10 protein-coding genes are annotated in these 17,518 nt (G+C 41.3%); 6 read left to right on the top strand and 4 right to left on the bottom strand.

Annotated elements, in window-relative coordinates:
• Positions 1 to 144: 144 nt before the first annotated feature.
• Together IZT61_RS20180 and IZT61_RS20175 are read right to left on the bottom strand one after the other, a co-directional pair.
• The gene (locus IZT61_RS20180) at positions 145 to 1,920 is read right to left on the bottom strand and encodes a RagB/SusD family nutrient uptake outer membrane protein (RefSeq protein ID WP_196098799.1); all 1,776 of its coding nucleotides are present in this window, start codon (positions 1,918 to 1,920) and stop codon (positions 145 to 147) included.
• Between the two features lie 62 nt (positions 1,921 to 1,982).
• Positions 1,983 to 5,288 carry a SusC/RagA family TonB-linked outer membrane protein gene (locus tag IZT61_RS20175; RefSeq protein ID WP_230383782.1) on the bottom strand — a complete coding sequence of 1,102 codons (3,306 nt, stop codon included), beginning with the start codon at positions 5,286 to 5,288 and terminating at the stop codon, positions 1,983 to 1,985.
• A 922-nt stretch (positions 5,289 to 6,210) separates the two neighbouring features.
• Here IZT61_RS20175 and rpsA point away from each other — a divergent pair.
• Positions 6,211 to 8,145, top strand: coding sequence for a 30S ribosomal protein S1 (rpsA, locus tag IZT61_RS20170; RefSeq protein ID WP_196098798.1), 1,935 nt, complete (start codon positions 6,211 to 6,213; stop codon positions 8,143 to 8,145).
• A gap of 529 nt (positions 8,146 to 8,674) precedes the next feature.
• Positions 8,675 to 10,339, top strand: coding sequence for a beta-N-acetylhexosaminidase (locus IZT61_RS20165; RefSeq protein ID WP_196098797.1), 1,665 nt, complete (start codon positions 8,675 to 8,677; stop codon positions 10,337 to 10,339).
• Between the two features lie 995 nt (positions 10,340 to 11,334).
• Here IZT61_RS20165 and IZT61_RS20160 read toward each other — a convergent pair.
• Positions 11,335 to 11,739, bottom strand: coding sequence for a thiol-disulfide oxidoreductase DCC family protein (locus tag IZT61_RS20160; protein ID WP_196098796.1), 405 nt, complete (start codon positions 11,737 to 11,739; stop codon positions 11,335 to 11,337).
• Positions 11,740 to 11,805: 66 nt separating this feature from the next.
• Here IZT61_RS20160 and map point away from each other — a divergent pair, with 66 nt between their 5' ends.
• From map to IZT61_RS20145, 3 genes are all read left to right on the top strand, one after another.
• The gene (gene map / locus IZT61_RS20155; RefSeq protein ID WP_196098795.1) at positions 11,806 to 12,570 is read left to right on the top strand and encodes a type I methionyl aminopeptidase; all 765 of its coding nucleotides are present in this window, start codon (positions 11,806 to 11,808) and stop codon (positions 12,568 to 12,570) included.
• 70 nt (positions 12,571 to 12,640) lie between these two features.
• A complete protein-coding gene (gene pyrR, locus IZT61_RS20150; RefSeq protein ID WP_196098794.1) occupies positions 12,641 to 13,189 on the top strand; it encodes a bifunctional pyr operon transcriptional regulator/uracil phosphoribosyltransferase PyrR in 549 nt (182 codons plus the stop codon).
• Positions 13,190 to 13,192: 3 nt separating this feature from the next.
• The gene (locus IZT61_RS20145) at positions 13,193 to 14,122 is read left to right on the top strand and encodes an aspartate carbamoyltransferase catalytic subunit (RefSeq protein WP_196098793.1); all 930 of its coding nucleotides are present in this window, start codon (positions 13,193 to 13,195) and stop codon (positions 14,120 to 14,122) included.
• 48 nt (positions 14,123 to 14,170) lie between these two features.
• Here the strand turns inward: IZT61_RS20145 and IZT61_RS20140 are convergent, their stop codons facing one another.
• Positions 14,171 to 14,347: a hypothetical protein gene (locus tag IZT61_RS20140; protein ID WP_196098792.1), complete on the bottom strand. Its 177-nt coding sequence runs from the start codon at positions 14,345 to 14,347 to the stop codon at positions 14,171 to 14,173.
• A 143-nt stretch (positions 14,348 to 14,490) separates the two neighbouring features.
• Here IZT61_RS20140 and IZT61_RS20135 point away from each other — a divergent pair, with 143 nt between their 5' ends.
• Positions 14,491 to 17,514, top strand: a complete 3,024-nt coding sequence (locus tag IZT61_RS20135; RefSeq protein ID WP_196098791.1) for a tetratricopeptide repeat protein — start codon at positions 14,491 to 14,493, stop codon at positions 17,512 to 17,514.
• Positions 17,515 to 17,518: the final 4 nt, after the last annotated feature.

Genomic DNA, 17,518 nt, shown 5'->3' with positions numbered 1-17,518 from the left:
CATAGCTCAGTGCTATAACAAACTATGTTTTTCTATGTGCCTATGTGGCCAAAAGTTTTAGTGCAATGAGACATAGGTCACATAGTTTAACGCCATTAAAAGGCTATGTTTCTATGTACCTATGTGGCCAAAAGCCCAGCCTTGTTACTCCCAACCCGGATTTTGTTTTAAATTAGGATTACGTTGAAGATCGTTCAATGGAATTGGATAATAATAGTTCCGCTCGTTCCATTTTCTAGGAATTTCGTTCATCCAGATCAACTCGCCTGATGTACCATTTTTTAACAATTGCGAATTTACCGCGTTACCAATCCTTGGCGAAACATCTACATAAGTAACACCACTCACCGGCGTTGGGCGGGTTCCCTGGTAAAAAGCAACATCCAAAATGCCATCCTCATTTAAATCCATTGGCGTATTCAAGGCCGGCACGTAAAAACCATTCCATTCTTGCTCCATTAAAGGGCCTCTCTTCCATCTCAATAAATCGGCAAAGCGTAAACCTTCTAAACTCAATTCAATACCACGTTCTCTTCTAATCTCCAGTAAAGTTGGGTCGCTAATGCCGGGAAAATAATTGGTCATCAAATACGGATCGGCAATGGTAGGCTTTGCGCTCAAGCCGCCTGTAATTCCTCCCCTTGCCCTCAACGCACCAATAGTTAAGGCCCAATCGGCATCGGTTAGCGTTCCCAGTTCGGCCTTTGCCTCGGCATAGTTTAATAATACCTCCGCATAGCGAAACAGGGCCACAGCATTGGTGTTTAATGCACCTGCATCAAAATAGGTATCATCCAATGTCCATTTAATAGGCTGATAACCCGTAAAAGTATAGGAGAAAACGGGAGGAGCAGGAATTTGCTGCCCGTTGCTAATGCGTTTATAGTCGCCCAGGCGGATGGTTTGTTTCAAGCGCAAATCGCGGTTTTTCACCTCATCCTTAAATACCATGGTTTTATAGGCCGGGTCGTTTGTAAATGGCGTTCCATCGAGTTTCAAATAGGTATTGATGAAAGTACGGGTAAAACTTGCCTTAGCGCCATAAGTACCACTTGTCCACCACCAGTTTGCCTCATTAAGTACGCCCAGGTTAACGTCGGCCACAGCGGCCTGTAAAACTTCGTTGGCAATTGGCGCATTGCTGGTAAATACCTGCCGATAAGACACGCCTGCACCTCCGGCCGTGTTGATTGAATAACCTCCATTTTTGATGATCTGTTCAGCTGCCGATGCCGACGCTTCAAGCCATTTATTTGCCGACGATGCCAGGCCCAATTCTGTATGGTATTTTCTGAAGGTGCCCTCAAAAAGACAAACCCTGGATTTATAAGCATGGGCAACCCATTTGGTAATTGTGGTTCGGCTGGCATCGTTTGTAGCCTGAATATTGGCACAAGCGAAATCAAGATCGGCCAGCACAGAATCCATAACCAACTCTCTTTTATCGCGACCCGCGGTTAGGGTTGGGTCGTCAATATCCAAGGCCTTGTTAATCCATGGCACATCGCCAAAGCGCTTTACTTTTTCCATGTAAAAGTAGGCCCTAAAGTAGCGGGCAATGCCGATGTAACTGTTGCGTGTTGCTACGGGTACGGCCGGATTGTTGCAGTTTTGGATAAAGTAATTGATGTTTCTTAAATCCCTCCAGGTCCATCCCGAGCTATTGTTGGCACCAAAACCGCCTTCGCGGATAAAATCCTGAACTGATCTTACCGCCAGATAATCGGACATTGCATCCTGACTGGTGGAATTTTTCGGAAGGAAATCCATTCCATAGAAAGAATTGGTGTATAATTTCAGTCCGTTCTCTGTTCCGAAAACGGCTTCTTTTGAAGCGGTCGATTCCGGTTGTTGATCGAGCTTTTTGCAGGCTGCCAAACTTACGCAACCCAGCAAAATCCATATATAATATCTTTTCATTTTTATATTTTTTTTTCGATGATGATGAAGCCGTGCAACCCCATCTTTTATATATTATCCGATTAAAAACCAACATTTAAACCCAACGAAAAGCTTTTTAATAGCGGGTAGTTATAACCATCGCCATTGGTGCTGTTCGCATTCAAATCCTGATCGGAAGGAACAGCGTTTTCTACGTCGATCGTGTTCTTCACAATTTTGTACATTGGCGAATAAGTGAAAAGATTTTCTCCAGAGAAAAAGATCTTCGCACTGCGGGCGCCGATACGGTTGGTCCACCTGGTTGGTAAAGTATAACCCACCTGAATGTTTTTCATCCTCAAATAAGCCACATTTTGCAGGTAACGGGTTTGGGCAACTCCTAAAGTCCGGTTGGTGCTGTTTGACGCCGCTCTCGACATTGTTCTTGGAAAATAAGCGTTGGTATTTTCAGGCGTCCACATATTGCCAAGGTGGAAAGTAGGAATGTTGTTGTACGGCCTGTTATACTGCCCCCAAAACATTTCGCTTTCGGTACTTGGGTACCATTGTTGTTTGCCTACGCCCTGAAAGAAAACAGAAAAGGAAATGTTATGCCAATCTGCACCCAAATTAATACCATACATGTATCGCGGTGCCGAATTGCCAATAATTCTTCTATCGCCCGAGTTGCCGGCTTTATTCTCGCCAACGTTGATCAAACCGTCGCCATTTAAATCTTTCAGTTTGATATCGCCCGGAAACCACAAACCCGAAGGTGAGGCCCGCATTTGCGGATCTTGTTTTGCATGCGAGGCAATATCTGCCGCATCGATAAAGAAGCCTTCCGTTTCGTAGCCCCAAATTTCGCCAAGGGTTTGTCCCTCGTAGTAATCGCTCAGCAGCTTATCAGGATTGTTATACTTATCAATTTTCGTTTTATTATCCGATAGCGTCAGCCTTACATTGTACCTGAACGGTTTTTCGGGATTACCAATTCTATCGCTCCAGGTGATGGAAGCTTCCCAGCCCCTTGTGGTTAAATCGGCGTAGTTACCTTTAGGCACATCGGCCCCGAAAACCGCTGGCGGGGTTAAGCCGAACGTAAACATATCGGTCGTTTTGCGGATATAGGCGTCGCCGGTAAAGTTCAATCGGCCAGAAAACATCGTTAAATCTAAACCGAAGTTGGTTGTTGTCGATGTTTCCCAGGTTAAGCCGCTAGGTAATACCGAAGGGTTACGCGTGGTTTGCGGTCGCGAGCCGTTTAAGATCACACCCGATTGACTGATATTGAAAAGCTCTTGAAAGGCGTACGAGGCAATGTTACCATTCCCCAGCGCACCATAAGAAGCCCTGAACTTTAAATCGGAGATAATTTTGTCTGAAACATGCCAGAATGGTTCTTTATTTACCCTCCAACCTGCAGAAACTGATGGGAAGAAGCCGTAACGCTGATTAGATGGAAATTTGGATGAGCCATCGTACCGGGCATTCACTTCTACCAGATAGCGATCTTTAAACCCATAATTCAACCTCGAGAAACCGCCCAAAATAGCCCATTGCTCATAACCGCCGCCGGTGGTAATGGATTGGCCGAGAGCCAGGGTTAAATCGGTAGCATCTTCGAAAATAATACCATTCCGTTGCACGGCAACGCGGTTATAGGTCGATTGCTCGTAATTGTAACCTGCCATCGCCTTTAGGTAATGATCTTCGCCGAAGTGGTCTTCGAACTCGGCATAAATATTAGTTGCCAGATATCTTGTTTCTCGTAAATCGAACAATAAATCGTTTGTAGTGGTACCTACATAGGCGGTAACGCCTTGAAAATTGCTGTACGGCACCTGCACTCTTTTTTGCTCGCGATTATTATCGGTATTGCGGAAGGTGAAATCGGCGTTTACGCGAAACTTATTATCGAAGAAATTGCTCCGCAAACCGGTAATGTTTCTGAACACCTCCCGGCGGGTATCGATGCCATTCTTTCCGTAAACGAAATCGCCAACGGTGTAGGCCGACGAAAAGGTTAGTGAACCATCGGGGTTGAACAATGGCATTGTTGGGTGCCCCTCATCGCCAATGTTTCGCCAAATACCGCCGCCTTCACCCACGTTAATGGGGTTGTGGTAGTTCATAATCGAATAATCGGCGTTGTTTTCAATACTTAACCACGGAAAAAGCTGTATGGTACCGCGGGCACGAATATTTTTCGTATCGTAATCGTCGCTGTTGTACCTGAACAAGCCATCTTGGTTTAAAAAACGACCCGACACCAAAAACGTAGCCTTATCGCTGCCACCACTTACCGAAAGATTGTTTTCGAAGGCGTTGGTATTGTCTTTATACAAGGCGCCGTAATAATCGGTACTGCCGTAGTAAGTATATTCGCCTGTTGTGGGGTTCACCTCGACAGTATTATAAGGTTGACCCGATTCTACCCTGCGCTTAAATTCGTCTAAATAAGCTTGCGAGAACTTTTGCGTTTTGTTTACATTTTGCGGAAAAGCGCCATCGCCGTTAACAAAGGCCTCCGAAAACATTTTCGCCCAGGTGTAACCATCTGTCACAAAATCGGGTCTGGTAATTGGCGATTTAATGGAAAAGTTGCTGGAGTACGAAACGCTTGTTCGCCCTTTTTCTCCTTTTTTCGTGGTAATCAAAACTACGCCGAACGCTCCTCGGGCACCGTAAATAGCTGCCGAGGCCGCATCTTTAAGAATAGAAACGGTCTCTACATCGTTTGGGTTCAATAAACTTGGGTCGCCCTCAAAGCCGTCAATTAAAATTAAGGCACTTCCACCCTGCCCAATCGAGGTTGTCCCCCTGATATTATAGCTTGGCGATTGTGTAGGCTTCCCGTCCATCATTTTAAGGTTTAAGTTGGGCAGTAAACCTTGCAAACCTTGTGTTAAATTCGTAATTGGCCGATTTTCGATGTTTTTAGAAGTAATCTGATCGACGGCACCTGTAGCGTTTTCTCTTTTTTGTGTTCCGTAGCCCACTACCAACACCTCATTTAAGGTACCTGTTTCGCCCTTTAGCGTAACGTTTAGCGGCGTGTTTTCATTGGCTTTTACCGCCACCTTAGTAAACGTAGCGGTAGTGTACGAAATAAAGCTAACCGAGAGGGTGTACGTGCCCTCGGGTACGCTGAGGCTAAAACTGCCATCGCGGGCACTTTGCACTACTTTGTTCAATTCTTTAATGAGGATACTGGCGCCCGGAAGCGGGTCGCCTTTTTCATCAACAATTTTTCCGCTGATGGTTCCTGATGCCTGGATGTTGGCAACATTGAGCGAATCGGGTAAATGGGCCTCGGCCATGGCAGATAGTGAAGGCGCAGTAGCCAACAAACCTGCAATGGCATATGCCGCAACCCTTTGCTTTGATAGTAAAGGTTTTTTCATTTTAAGGATGGTTAGATAAAGCAATTTACGAAATTATTTATCATTGATGTAGTTTTTAAATGCCGCAAAAGTAGGATGCCAATGTAAATGGCAGGTTAAGTTAAATTGAAGTTTAGCGTGCTGAAAAGGCATTTTTGACCCGGGCATGTTAAGCCAAATACCAACGCAGCCTAATAAAAACTGCGGCTAGCTAATTGCACACATTTCGCGTTTAACGTTGGTAGCATTCTCTTACCGAGACATTTTTGATAAACAAGATTTAAAAGAAAAGGGAAGATTGGAGGGCGTGATGCCAAGAAGTTGCTGGAGTTTTATGTACTGCTGAAGGCTACTAGTGCTTTTTAATTCAGTCGGTTGAAACCGACGGCAAAGAAACACATAAATTCTAAAACTACTGGGCGCCCACATTCAATCATAAGTCTTGTTCTAATTTTCGGCTAAAGCCTAACAATTGCTCTTCTAATCCGTAGGTTGAAACCGACGGCAAGGAAATACATAAATTTCAAAACTGCTGAGCGCCCAATTCAATCATAAGTTCTAATTTTCGGCTAAAGCCAAACAATTGCTCTTCTAATCCGTCGGTTGAAACCAACAGCAAAGAAATACATAAATTTCAAAACTGCTGAGCGTTCAGCTAAAGCCTAACGACTGCTTTTTAATTCCGTCGGTTGAAACCGACGGCAAAGAAATACATAAATATTTTGGTGTTTTTCATTACTTAATAGCATTACTGAGCACCCTCAAGAGGGAAGTTACAAAAAGCTATTTTCAGTGTATCAATCGCAGATTTTGAACTTAAGACTCCGAACTATCTTTCTAATCACTTTAAAATCAGCAACATTTATTAAAAAAATCTTTTCTATTAATTAAAATATTTTTACCTTTGCAGTCCCTAAACAGGGGAAAAGGAGACAATTAATTAATGGCTAAAAAACAAGTAGCAGAAAAAGAATTAGCAGCAAAAACAGCTGAGCTTCAGGGAGAAGGCGGACGCCTAACTGAAAAAGAAACTATTGAATCAGAAGCTGATTCAGTTTCGATCGAATCGATCAAATCATCATTGGCAACACCAACGGAAGATTTCGACTGGGATGCTGATGAAAAAGTTTTCGGTAATTACAATGATGCAGACCGTAAAAAGTTTGAGGATATGTATGCCGGAACATTTAACCAGATCACTAAAGGTGAGATTATTCCGGGTATCGTTGTTTCAATCAACAACAAGGATGTAGTATTAAACGTAGGTTTTAAATCGGACGGTTTAGTTTCTACTTCGGAATTCCGTGATACACCAGATCTTAAAGTTGGCGATTCAGTTGACGTTTTCGTTGAAGCACCAGAAGATGCTAACGGTCAATTGATCCTTTCTCGTAAAAGAGCTAAAACTCAAAGATCATGGGAAGCAATTAACGAGGCTCTTGAAAACGATAGAATCATTAACGGTTTCGTTAAGAGCCGTACTAAAGGTGGTTTAATTGTTGATATCATGGGCGTTGAGGCTTTCTTACCAGGATCTCAGATTGATATCAAACCTATCCGCGATTACGATATTTACGTGGGTAAAACAATGGAATTTAAAGTTGTTAAAATTAACCATGAGTTTAAAAACGTTGTAGTTTCTCATAAAGTGTTAATTGAAGACGATTTAGAAAGCCAAAAAGTAGAGATCGTTTCTAAATTAGAAAAAGGTCAGGTATTGGAAGGTACCGTTAAAAACATTACAGATTTCGGTGTGTTCATCGATTTAGGTGGTGTTGATGGTTTACTTCACATTACTGATATTTCTTGGGGCCGCATAGAGCATCCGAAAGAAGTATTATCATTAGATGAAAAAATCAACGTGGTTGTTTTAGATTTCGATGATGAGAAAAAACGTATCGCTTTAGGCTTGAAACAATTAACTCCACACCCTTGGGAAAACTTAACTGCCGACATTCAAGTTGGTTCTAAAGTTAAAGGAAAAATCGTAACTGTTGCAGATTACGGTGCTTTCTTAGAAATCATCCCAGGTGTTGAAGGTTTAATCCACGTTTCCGAAATGAGCTGGTCGCAAAACTTAAGAAACCCACAAGAATTCTTAAAAGTTGGCGATGAAATCGAAGCTGAAGTTTTAACTTTAGACAGAGACGAGCGCAAAATGAGCTTAGGTATTAAACAATTATCGAGCGATCCATGGCAAGAAGTTGCTGCTAAATTCCCAGTTGGAAGCAAGCACCAGGCAACTGTTAAAAACATGACCAACTTCGGCGTTTTCGTTGAAATTGAAGAAGGTATCGATGGTTTAATTCACATTTCAGACTTATCATGGTCTAAAAAAATCAACCACCCTAACGAATTCACTAAAGTTGGTGATGTATTAGACGTTGTTGTTTTAGAACTTGATGTTGATAACCGTAAATTGAGCTTAGGCCACAAACAATTGGAAGAAAACCCTTGGGATACTTTCGAAACGATCTTCACTTTAGATTCGGTTCACCAGGGAACAGTTGTTAAGGTAACTGATAAAGGTGCTGTTATTGCTTTACCTTACGGTGTAGAAGGTTTCGTACCAACTAAACACATGGTTAAAGAAGATGGTACTTCGGTTAAAGCTGAAGAAACTAACGACTTCAAAATTATCGAGTTTAACAAAGAAGCTAAACGCATCGTTGTATCTCACGCTCGTATTTGGGAAGAAGTTAAAGCTGAAGCTGTAGCAGAAGAAAGAAATGCTAAAAAGAAAGAAGCTAAAGCTGCTGTAACTGCGGTTAAGAAAGTTAAAGATTCTGTAGAGAAATCTACTTTAGGCGACTTAGACGTATTGGCTCAGTTGAAATCGCAATTAGAAGGCGAAGAAAGCAAAGCTAAAAAAGGCTAGTCTTTTTAACTGATAAATTTGAAAGCTCCCGATGAAAATCGGGAGCTTTTTTTGGTTATGAGGTTACCGTCATTTTTAGCGGAATGCAACGAAGCCGAGAAATCTAAATAACAGATCTCTCCGTTCCGCTGCGCTCCAGTCGAGATGACGATTTATTTATTGGAGGTGAACCCGCAGGGGGCTTACTGCGATTATTTCCGTTCAATGTGACATAGTACTTCGACTACCGAATCAATGCCAAGTCGTAGCGAGACGCTACCAATGCTATTGAGTTAAGGATAAAACGAAAAAATATTGTCATCCTGAGCGGAGTCGAAGGACAAATATTTTTCGTTCTTATCCTATAGAAAGGGTCTTCGACTCCGCTCAGACTGACAATTGACAAGCTTAACTTTAGCATTGGAGACGCTACAACTAGATTTAGACGGAATGATAATGCTCAGTTCTATGTAACATCGCAGTTCGTTCTTTCAAAGCTTTTCCATTCCTCTTTCTTAATCATTACTTTTGGAAAGGAAACTTACTTATAATGACGAAAATTAGCTTATTACTCTTTGCGATTGCTTTCAGTTTGAACCTTTTTGCGCAGGAAGTAAACATTATACCGCAGCCAGGATATGTTAAATTAGATAATTTACGAAAGCCGTTTACAATCGATGCGAATACTCAAATCGCAATCCAAAACGATAGCTTGCGAAATTCAGCTGATTTTTTGAACGATTATCTCCAAAAGTACCTCAATCTGAAGCTGAATATCACTACGGCAGTGCCAAATCAAAACTTTATCAGCTTAATTTTGGATACCAGTGCCAGCGAATTTGACAATGCTTATTTATTAAATACTTTAGACAGTGGAATTTCGATTGTAGGAACTTCAAAGTCCGGCGTTTTTTACGGAATTCAAACACTGATCCAATTATTACCGACTTCAAAAACTACATCACTGCAAATTCCCTCAGTTTCAATAATCGATCGCCCACGCTTCGATTACCGTGGAATGCACCTCGATGTAAGCCGTCATTTTTTTGATGTGGCGTTTGTAAAGCAATACATCGATTATTTGGCACAGCACAAAATGAACTATTTTCATTGGCATTTAACCGATGATCATGGCTGGCGGATCGAAATCAAAAAGTATCCAAAACTAACCGAGGTTGGCGCCTGGCGCAATGGAAGCATCGTTGGTTTATGGCCGGGAAAAGGAAACGAGAATATTAAATATCAGGTATTACAAAACGGCGTTAAAATTACTCCTCAAAATGCAGTGATTAAAACCGACGGAATTCGTTACGGTGGTTACTATGCTCAAGAAGAAATTAAGGATGTTGTGGCCTATGCAGCCAAGCGTTACATTACCATCATTCCTGAAATTGAAATGCCTGCGCACAACATGGCCGTTTTGGCGGCCTACCCCGAATTGGGTACAGAACCCAACAAAAAATATGAAGTAGCGCAAACCTGGGGCATGATGAACAAATACAACAACGTATTACAAGCATCGGATACTACTTTTAAATTTCTGGAAAATATTTTAACAGAGGTAATGGATTTATTTCCGTCAAAATATATTCATATAGGTGGCGATGAGGCCTCGAAAGTTTGGTGGAAAGCCTCCCCTGTTTCGCAAAAAATAATGAGCGACAACGGACTGAAAAATGAAAGCGAGCTACAAAGCTATTTCATCCATCGGATAGAAAAGTTTGTAAACAGTAAAGGGAAAACCATTATCGGTTGGAATGAGATTTTACAGGGTGGCTTGGCCCCTAATGCTGTTGTAATGAGTTGGCAGGGCGAAAAGGGTGGCATTGAAGCGGCCAAGCAAGGGCATAAAGCCATCATGACGCCCGAGGATAAAGTTTATTTCAATCATGCTCAATTTGCAAAAGAAGATAGTCTAACGGCGAGAAAAACCTCTCCACTAATCGATGTTTACAATTACGAACCGATTCCGGCAGAGTTAAATGCGCAACAGGCCAAGTATATTTGGGGCGGACAGGGCTGCTTGTGGAGTGAATACATTACCAATCCCGCAAAGGTGCAGTACCAGCTGTTTCCGAGGTTGGATGCGCTAAGCGAAATCTTGTGGAGTCCGAAAGAAAAGCGTAATTACCCCGATTTCCTGAACCGTTTAAAAACGCAATTTAAACGGTACGATTTGATGGGAATAACTTACTCAAAAAGGTATCTTGAGTAAACGAAACCTTTAACCTCATTGACAATATTTAGCTAAATCAATCACTTTACACCGAAAATAAATCCAATCTTTGCTTCAAAATTTAATGATGCGTAAAATCCTTGCAGTTCTTAGTACAATAATCACGCTGTTTGCTATTAAAGAAACGGTTGTCATTTTCTTATCAAACGAACCCGAAATTGTAAAGCAAAAGCCAATATACATTGTAATTGCGCTTAGCATATCCATCCCGTTAATTATTTTGTCACTTTGGCTTTGGAAACCCAGGAATAAAGGCTGAAGCGTGGGTTAAAGAGGGTCCAAAAGTCGGAAAGACCGGAAGTCCGAAGATAAAAAGTGAAAAGGCTGAAACCAAAATGCCTAGCCAACCTGTCATCCTGAGTTTTAATTTTTCAGGAAAAAATCAATATGAATGACGTTTTTTAAAGCGGTCGTCATTGCCCCAAAGGGGCTACTTTGTAGCGAGGCACGAAGCAATCTATTCTGCACGAAAAGCGCTAATGAGATTGCTTCAATCGATGAAAAATCGATTTCGCAATGACGAAACGTCAATGGTAGTTTTAATATTTTAGGAGAAAGTCAATATAAGTGACGTCGTTTTTCAGAACAATGTTCCTAAGAAGGGTCGTCATTTCGAGCGCAGCGGAGAAATCTCTATCTAAGATTCAAAGATTTCTCCTCCAAAGGAGCTCCTACGGAGCACTTCGGTCGAAAGGACGATTTTTATGGTATTTACGAAAAACGTCAATGGTATGATAACGCATGTCCCTACACTTCGGGGAAGGATCTACAAGCGATGAAACGCAGAAACGCCAAAAACCGCCTGCCAAAGTTTAAAGCGAAATGCCTGGCTACTTCGTCATTGCCCCAAAGGGGCTAATTCGTAGCGAAGCTGGATTCGAGCGAGCTGAAGCAATCTCAATCGACAAATTTAAACTGAAAGACGAAGCAAAAAACCGTAAGTGTTTTTGATGTCCCAAATGATAAAAACTTAGCTACGGCAAAAACTTACTCTTCAACTCAGGTGTTGGCACCCAACAACTTTCTTGCCTTCCCCACCATTTGTAACGGTTTTTAGCAATAATATCGTAAAAAAAGTCCCTTATAAACTTCGGGATGATGATAAAACCATAAAACAACGGCCAAAGTCCGCTTAGGCGTTTGGCTATCCGTAATGCTGCCGACGATTTGGTATGCAGTTGATCTGCTTCCAAAAGCAGAATAGAATTCATTTTACTTACATTAACATTAAATTTTGGCAAAATCGAGTGCGCATACTCGCCCTGTAAAGCGGTAAACCTAAAAAGATCTCTTTTATCATGCTCAATGGTGAACTGAACAGACGCATTACAGAGATTACAAACACCATCAAAAAAAATTACAGGCTTATGCGGCATCATGCTCCTAAAGTACGTAATTTATTAATTAATATGTAAATCTCTATCTTCGCATTAAAATTTGAATCTATGTCAATCACTACAGAAGAAGAATTAATCGGCATGCAAACCGTGAGTAGCGCTGTAGCCTATACCTTAAAGGAAATGCGCAACTTTGCAAAACCAGGAATATCGACTAAGCAACTTGACGATTTTGGCGGAGGAATACTGCAAGATCTTGGCGCAAAATCTGCCCCTCGTTTAACCTACAATTTCCCAGGTTGGACTTGCATCAGCGTTAACAACGAGATTGCGCACGGTGTTCCGAATGAAACAAAGATCTTAAAAGAAGGCGATTTGGTAAATGTTGATGTGTCGGCCGAGTTAAATGGCTTCTGGTCAGACAATGGAGGTTCGTTTGTGTTGGGCGAAGATATAAACAAACACAACATATTGGTAAATGCATCGAAAGAGATCCTGAAGAAAGCCATCAACAATATCAAGGGCGGCGTTCGGATAGCCGAGATTGGCCGACTGATTGAAACAGAGGCAAAAAAATCTGGTTTCCGCGTAATTAAGAACTTAACCGGGCATGGGGTTGGAAGAAGCCTACATGAGCTGCCCCACGAGATTGCCAATTTTTACGATAGATTTAACCACGACAGGTTTAGAAAAAACACAACCGTGGCTGTTGAAACTTTTATCTCGACGGCATCAAGTATTGCCGAAACTGAGAACGATGGCTGGACACTTACTGGAAACAAAGGCGGGTATGTTGCACAGCACGAGCACACAATTTTGATTACGGGCGATAAACCAATTATTCTCACGTCAGAAAACGATATCTGGGCTTAACTACCATCTAATTTTAACCGTAGCTTTCCAACCTTAAAACATTTTTATATATTTGCCCAATCCTTCTTCAATGCAAAAGAAAACACTTCTTGACGGACAAAAAATTCAAATTACAATTAAGAGGCTTTGCCATCAATTAATTGAAAACCACGACGATTTTGCAAATACAGTTTTAATTGGTGTTCAGCCGCGTGGAATCTTTTTGGCCGATCGCATCCACCAGGAACTTGGAACGATATTAAATACCAAACAAATTTTAAAGGGCAACCTCGATATCACCTTTTATCGCGACGATTTTAGAAGAAAGGAAAGTCCGCTGACAGCAAGCAGCAATTCTATCGACTTCATCATTGAAGGCAAAAAAGTGGTGCTTATTGATGATGTACTCTGGACGGGAAGAACAATTAGGGCTGCTCTTGACGCGTTACTGGCCTACGGACGACCTGAAAAGGTTGAGTTGTTGGTTTTAATCGACCGCCGATACAGCAGGCACCTACCTATTGAGCCCGATTATATAGGCCAGCATGTAGACAGTTTAAATTCTCAGCAGGTTAAGGTTACCTGGGCAAGCGAAGGGGATGAAGATAAAGTGATTTTATTATCCGAAAACAATAAATAAGAAATGGCAGCAGAAAAACTATCAACCCGACATCTTTTAGGCATTAAAGATATTAACCGGAATGATATTGAATTAATTTTCGAAACTGCAGATAATTTTAAGGAAGTGATTAACAGGCCCATCAAAAAGGTGCCGTCACTCCGCGATATTACTATTGCCAATATCTTTTTCGAGAATTCTACCAGAACAAAACTCTCTTTTGAGCTTGCAGAAAAAAGGCTTTCTGCCGATGTTGTAAACTTTGCAGCTTCTTCCTCTTCGGTAAGCAAGGGCGAAACACTGATTGATACGGTAAACAACATCTTATCAATGAAAGTGGATATGGTGGTCATGCGCCACCCCTATGCAGGTGCAGGTCAATTTTTAAGTAAGCACGTAAAGGCACAAATTGTAAATGCCGGCGATGGTGCCCACGAACACCCTACGCAGGCATTGTTAGATGCTTTCTCCATCCGCCAGAAACTGGGTGACGTAGCTGGAAAAAAAGTAGTAATTGTGGGCGATATTCTACACTCCAGGGTCGCCATTTCGAATATTCTCTGTCTGCAACAATTAGGTGCTGAAGTGATGGTTTGCGGACCGACAACGCTGATTCCAAAGCATATTCATCAACTTGGTGTAAAAGTAGAGCACAACTTAATCAAAGCATTAAATTGGTGCGATGTGGCCAATATGCTCCGTATTCAACTGGAGCGTCAAGATATAAAATACTTCCCGTCATTGAGGGAGTACGCCATGATGTACGGCCTGAATAAACAAATTCTTGATAACCTCGACAAAGAAATTGTGGTCATGCACCCAGGCCCTATAAACCGCGGAGTTGAAATTACCAGCGATGTAGCCGACAGCAAACAATCGATCATTTTGGAGCAGGTAGAAAACGGCGTAGCCATCAGGATGGCGGTGCTGTATTTACTGGCAAGTCAGGGGTAAACTGTTCATTGGTTTCACTAGTTCATTAGTTAATTTCTGGTTAGTTCATTATTTCGTCATCGGATGAATACCTGGCCCGTTTGCTATATTCATCCGATGACTAGCATTTTGATTATCGATAATTGTTTCATTGGTTAAAGCGATACAACAATCGGGCAATTCAACAATTAACCAGTTTAAACGGTTATTATTATAACCCGACGAACCAGTGAACAAATGAATCATTGACCCTTTTTTCCACAATCGTATAACCTTCCATACCAATTCAAAAAACCATTCGTTTAATGGTGTTATTAACAGATGTTAATTACTTCTGTTGATAAACATGGTTACTATTTTTAATTTCGTACCAACCATATTTGAAACCGATGCAGAAAAAATACTTATTAGTTCCGCTATTATTGGCAGGAAGTTTTACCACTTATGCGCAGGTTAGCGCAGTGCAAAACCTCAACAAAAACTACCAAACTGGCTTAGAATTATTAGAAAAGGAAAAATATACGGCAGCAGCACAACAGTTTAAACTCGTTGAGCAACAACGCAATAAGCCCTCGACCCAAACAGAGAGCAACGCCGAATTAACATTATTAAAGGAAAATGCAAAGTTCTATGCTGCCGTTTGTGCGCTTGAGTTAACAAACAGCGACGCCGAAAGTCTCTTTCAGGCTTTTATTCGCGATTACCCTTTAAATCCGAACACTAAACTGGCCTACTTTTACGTAGGAAAAACCTATTTTGGCCAGAAAAACTATAAAAAGGCATTAGAATGGTTCGAGAAAACCGACCCTTCTACCCTTTCCGGAAAACAACGTAACGAATATCAGTTTAAACAAGGCTATGCTTATTTCGAATTACAGGATTATGAAAAAGCAGAACCTTTATTTGAAACGGTTAAAAAAGAAAAAGGCGACTTTCAAGAAAGCGCTACCTATTATTTTGCTTACATCAACTACTTAAACAAAGAGTACAAAACGGCATTAGCCAATTTCGAAAAACTGAAAGGTTCTCCTACTTACGAAGCGAGTTATCCATATTATATTACTTCGATGTACTATTTAGATGAGCGCTACGACGATGTGATTAGCTATGCTTTGGAATCTATCCAGAAAACGAAACAGCAGTTTGAGCCAGAAATGTTGAGCTTGGTTGCCGCATCATACTTCGCAAAATCGGAATTTAAAAATGCAGAAAAGTATTTCGCTGAATTTTACGCAAAAGATAAAAGTGAGACTAAAAACAATTTGTTTATTTACCAGTACGGCTATTCGCTCTACCAAAACAAAAAATACAAGGAATCTGTAGCAGTGCTCGAGAAACTGAATACCGACGATATTTATCTTCAAAACGGTATGCACACTTTAGGTAAGGATTTTATCGAGTTGGGCAATAAGCAAAAGGCCCAAAGTGCGTTTTTTAGGGCATCGCGTTTAGATTTTGATAAGGCTATACAAGAAGAAGCCTGGTTAAGCTACGCGAAGTTAAGCTACGAGCTCGACTTCCACCAACAAGCTTTAGATGCTACGCAAGGATTTTTAAAAGCCTTCCCGAAATCGCGGAAAACCAACGAAGCCAAAACTTTGCTCGGTGAGGTTTTATTAACCACCAAAAACTATCAGGCGGCGGTTGATATTCTGGAGCCGATTACCGATAAAACACTGGAAGCGAGAGAGGCCTATCAAAAGGTAACCTATTTCCGAGGTTTAGAGTTTTATAACGAACGGGCGTTCCCCAATGCGTTGTCGATGTTCTTAAGATCGGACAAATATCCTGAAGATAACGAGATCCATGCATTAAACACCTATTGGAAGGCCGAATCGATGTACGAGCTTCGTAAATTTGGCGAGGCCGTGAGCACTTTCGAAAAGTTTCTGCGGATGCCCGATGCCGATAAAACTGGTGTTTACAACTTTGCAAACTATGCGTTGGCTTATGCAGCTTTCGAAGATGAAAAGTATAGCAAAGCAGCCAACTACTTTGAGAAATTTTTAGATGGAAACGATAAAGACCAAAAAACGATTGATGATGCCACTATTCGCCTTGCCGATTCGTATTTTGTAAACAAAAGTTATGGTCAGGCGATGGCCAACTATAATAAAATCATCAGCCGACACACCTCGTCAGAAGATTATGCAACCTTTCAAAAAGGGATGATTCAGGGTTTGGAAACGCAATATGATGCAAAGATCGCGACGATGCAAAGTCTGCTGTCGAAGTTCCCGAATTCGAATTATGCCGATGATGCCGGCTTTGAAACCGCTTATACTTATTTCAGCAAGGGTGATTTTGATAAATCAAAATCGGATTTGGTTGATTTAACCGCAAAATATCCACGCAGCAGTTATGTACCTAAAGCACTGGTTACCATCGGTTTGGTTCAATACAATCAAAATCAGGCTGATCCGGCATTGGAATCGTTTAAAAAAGTAATTCGCGACTATCCAACTACCGACGAGGCTAAACAAGCGATGGAATCGATCAAGAATATTTATGTCGATCGTGGCGACGCCAACGGGTTTATTGCCTATGCCAACACCACTCCACTAGGAAATTATTCTGATAACGAACAAGATAATATCGTTTTCGCCGCAGCCAACAACCTTTATTTAAAAGGTGACGCCGAAGGAGCTTTCCAAGCTGTTAATGCTTATTTTGATAAATTTCCGAAGGCAAATCACGAAAAGGAAGCCAAATTTATCCGGGCAGAATCGTTGGTTAAAATGGGTCGCCCAGATGAGGCTATACCGGATTATGAGTTTATCTTAAACGACTGGACGAGTGATTATACGGAGCGCTCGTTGGTGAGTATTTCGCAATTATTCTTAAATCAAAAGAAATACAACGAAGCAATTGTTTACCTGAAAAGATTAGAAACAACAACCGATTATAAATCGCATTACAGCTTCGCCATCAACAATTTATTAAAGGCATATACTGCGTTGAACATGCCCGATGATATGTTAAAGTATGCGCAATTGACCAAGGAATCTGAGAAAGCATCGGAAGAAGAGAAAAATAGCTCAGGCTTATTTGCGGGCAAGGCTTACTTGTTAAAAGGCGATACCACAACGGCAACTACTGAGTTCAAAAACGTGGTAGCGAAGACCAAAACCATTGCGGCGGCCGAAGCTAAATACAATTTGGCCTTAATTGAATACAACAAGGGCGATTACAAAACATCATCAAAAACTTGTTTCGATTTGATTAACAACATGGCTTCTTACGATTATTGGGTAGCGAAAGCGTTTATTTTGCTATCAGATAACTATGTAGCCCTAAAAGATAATTTGCAGGCAAAAAGTACACTTCTCAGCATCATTGATAATTACGAAGGCAAGGATGACATTATCCCAACTGCCAAAGAAAAACTAGAAAAACTAAACCAGAAGAAGTAGAATT

Source organism: Pedobacter endophyticus (assembly GCF_015679185.1).
Taxonomy (GTDB): domain Bacteria; phylum Bacteroidota; class Bacteroidia; order Sphingobacteriales; family Sphingobacteriaceae; genus Pedobacter; species Pedobacter endophyticus.
Note: the sequence above shows the minus strand (reverse complement) of the source record. Positions and strands in the feature narration are given on the sequence as shown.